3 protein-coding genes and 1 pseudogene are annotated in these 3,181 nt (G+C 32.4%); 3 read left to right on the top strand and 1 reads right to left on the bottom strand.

The genetic code is table 11. The annotated features are described in order from the left end of the window. A pseudogene (locus tag Q0409_RS05215) lies at window positions 1-217 on the top strand (hypothetical protein); the annotation flags it as partial. Between the two features lie 46 nt (window positions 218-263). Here the strand turns inward: Q0409_RS05215 and Q0409_RS05220 are convergent. Next, window positions 264-1,568 (bottom strand): hypothetical protein, encoded by a 1,305-nt coding sequence (locus tag Q0409_RS05220; protein WP_298535812.1) that lies wholly within the window; start codon window positions 1,566-1,568, stop codon window positions 264-266. Window positions 1,569-1,956: 388 nt separating this feature from the next. Here Q0409_RS05220 and Q0409_RS05225 point away from each other — a divergent pair, with 388 nt between their 5' ends. Then, entirely contained in the window at window positions 1,957-2,913 is a 957-nt protein-coding gene (locus Q0409_RS05225; RefSeq protein ID WP_298535813.1) for an AAA family ATPase, read from the top strand. Between the two features lie 30 nt (window positions 2,914-2,943). Next, on the top strand, window positions 2,944-3,181 hold a 238-nt coding region (locus Q0409_RS05230), incomplete at its 3' end, for a hypothetical protein (RefSeq protein WP_298535815.1).

The following is a 3,181-nucleotide window of genomic DNA, read 5'->3' on the forward strand; positions in this document are numbered from 1 at the left end:
CTTTGCAGAAAATAGGCATAGCATCAACAATATAACCATTAAAAGAAACAATTCAATCTTGGCTCATGGACTTGAATCATTGGACAAGGAGGATTTCGATCAATTTGAAGAGCTTGTTGAAAACCTTGCCCGCAAGCTGGATAAGGATATGGACAAGTTCCTCAAAGAGACCAAATTCGCTAAATTTGATTTGAAAGTAAAGATGAATGAGATTTAGGATTTTTATTCAATTTGAAAGTAAAGATGAATGAGATTTAGGATTTTCATTCCTTATCTTCATCTTCCCCTATCTCTTTTAGAAATTCTCTCCATTCTCTTTCTTCTTCCATCATGTATTCATTGTATTTTTCAAAGTCCTTTTCAGCAAGTTCTTTTTTTCCAACTCTTTTATAATGCTTAGCACGTTCTAAGTATATTGTATAATAGTCAGGATGTTTTGATTGAAGCTTATTATAGATGTTTTCAGCCCTTTCTGCATATCCTGCCTTGGATAGCCTTTTAGCAATTTCCATAATGTATTCTTTATATGGGCCTTGATCATAATCCCAATTCTCAAGCATCACATGTGTTCCCACCTTAAGGGATTCAAATGCATTGTGAGTGTCTCCCAAATCGAAATAGATTGCTCCAAGAACATGGAATGCCTTATCGCATTGATAATTGTTCAATAGTTTGTTTGCATATTCGATTGCTTCATAATAGTTTCCTAAATAATAGGAAGTTTCAGTAATCAAAAAGAGAGATGTTTTATCCATTTCATCGATTTTCAATGCCTCATTCAGATATTTATGAGCAAGTTCGAAATTTAGATTTTCAATGTAACTTTTAGCTATTGAAGTCTTCTTTTCAGCAGTAGAATACAGCCTGTCAGAGTTGATGAGGTATTTCAATGAATCAAAATGCCTGTTTAGTTCATGATATGACATTCCTATGATATAATTGAAATGAGCAGATTCAAGATCCTTTTCAAATGCTCCATTTTCCCTTAACTCTTCAAAGGACTCTATTACTTCATCATATTTCCCAAGAGAATATAGTCGTATAAGCAATAAAGACTTTATTTCAGGAATCACATTGGTCATTTCATTGAAGTAAAACATGGAGCGTTCATCATCATCAAGCTCTTCATAAATGTCAGACATATGATGCAGAGCCAATGTGTTTTCAGGATTCAATTCAAGCAGCTTGTCCCCGTATTCGATTGCCTTATCGTATTCTTCAAGCTCCTTGAATAAAATAAAATGATTTAATAAGTAGTTTTCCTTGTCTTTGGTCTCTTTTATGATTTCCAAAGCTTTTTCTGGATGGTTTAGTTTCACATATGCAAGGCCGATCATCATGTATGAATCGTCTCTTGCTCCCCCGTTCTCTATACATTTGTTAAATAGTTCGATTGATTTTTCATATTCCTTCTTATTGTAATAATCGCAAGCCAGGTTTTCCTGGAATTCGATTAGATTCGGATTGATTTTCAGTATTTCCTTACAAACTTCTATGGATTTGTCTATATTGAATTCACATTCCATAGAGTTGTAGGATGCTATTAATCTGTCAAGTTTGCTTGACATAAATATCACCGTATAAAAATTGATTTAACAAATTATCGTATTGATAGTATATAAAGGTTTTGAATTAGAGCAAAATAAAAAAAGAAAAAGAAGGGTTATTTTTATAAATAATTAACTATTTATGGTTCTTTTTCTTTTTTATTAATTTATTTCAGTTAATTTTATATATAGGGATTCACAAATTAGTGTTAATGAGTAGTGGATTTCTCCACTACTTCTCCTGCATATAGTTCAGTATTGCAAAGATTGCAGAAATTACCAAACTTATGCAGGCGATAACACTATTTTTTTATCCCTTTATCGCCCTATATGATTTTATAAAAAAATTTCAATAGATTTAAATTTTTAAAAAACATACTATTATTAAAAATCATATATTGGGGATAACATGTCTAATTTTAAATTTAAAATCAATAATGTAGGTTCAATCAATCATGCGGATATGGATATAGGGAGAATCAATGTCATAGGCGGTAAGAACTGTACAGGAAAATCCACCACAAGCAATTTATTATACTGTTTCTTAAGAGCCATTTCATCAGAGAATGACTCTACAATAAAGGAATTGCTGAAATCTGAATTTGATATAACTGGTCCTCAGGATTACAATGACAATGCTGGCATTTTCTCAGGTGATGACTTTTCTTGCACTTTTGACTTTAAGAATTTTGAGTTTAACAAGAAAGGAGATTTGGATATAACAAAAGTATTTTACTTTGACTCTTTCTCACTATTTGACAATAAAAGTGGAGGAACCTACTTTTTAGAGCATGTTAAAAGCTTGGAAGCCGCTTTGGAAATAACTGAAGACAATAACAATGTTGACCTCGAAGTTGAAAAGCTCATAAAAGAAATTCTTGGTGGAGAGATTAAGAAGGAAAACGGTGAATTGTTCTTTGTGAGGGAAAATGGAATCAAGACCCATATGAAAAACACTTCTTCAGGAGTGAAGCAGGTAGCTATTATCCAAACCTTACTAAATAACAATGAACTTGAACCTAATTCATTCCTGATTATGGATGAGCCTGAAGTGAATCTTCACCCTGAATGGCAGATCAAGTTTGCAAAGATTCTTGTTTTGCTTGTAAAAGAGCTTGACTTAAGCATTTACATCGCTTCACATAGTCCTTTCTTTATTGAAGCTATTGAACTATATTCCCAATACTATGACTTGATTGATGAGAGCTTCTTCTATTTGACTCAAAAGGCAGAAGGGTATCAGTATGATATAATGCCAATAGATTCCAATAATCTGGAAGCAATCTATAGAAACCTTGGACAGCCGTATGATATCCTTGATGAGATCAAGATGGACTTGATGTTTAAGAAATTAGATGGTGATTAGATGGATGATATAGAAAAGTTTGATAAGTTCTTGTCTAGTTACACTAAGTACTATCAGACTGTATCAGAGATATCAATGCCATGTCCGATTCACGATAAAGATTGTCCTTCAATTAAAAAGAAAGAATGCTTTAGTAAATCAAAGGAACCTCTTGTAAGTAGTGATTTTATGATGTATTCCTTTGACGATATTTGTAGGGATGTAGAAACTATTGATATTTGTAACCTGCCATCTACAGTAGACGGTTTGTATTTGGATAAAAAGAGAA

This window comes from uncultured Methanobrevibacter sp. (genome assembly GCF_937898925.1).
Classification (GTDB): Archaea; Methanobacteriota; Methanobacteria; order Methanobacteriales; family Methanobacteriaceae; genus Methanobrevibacter.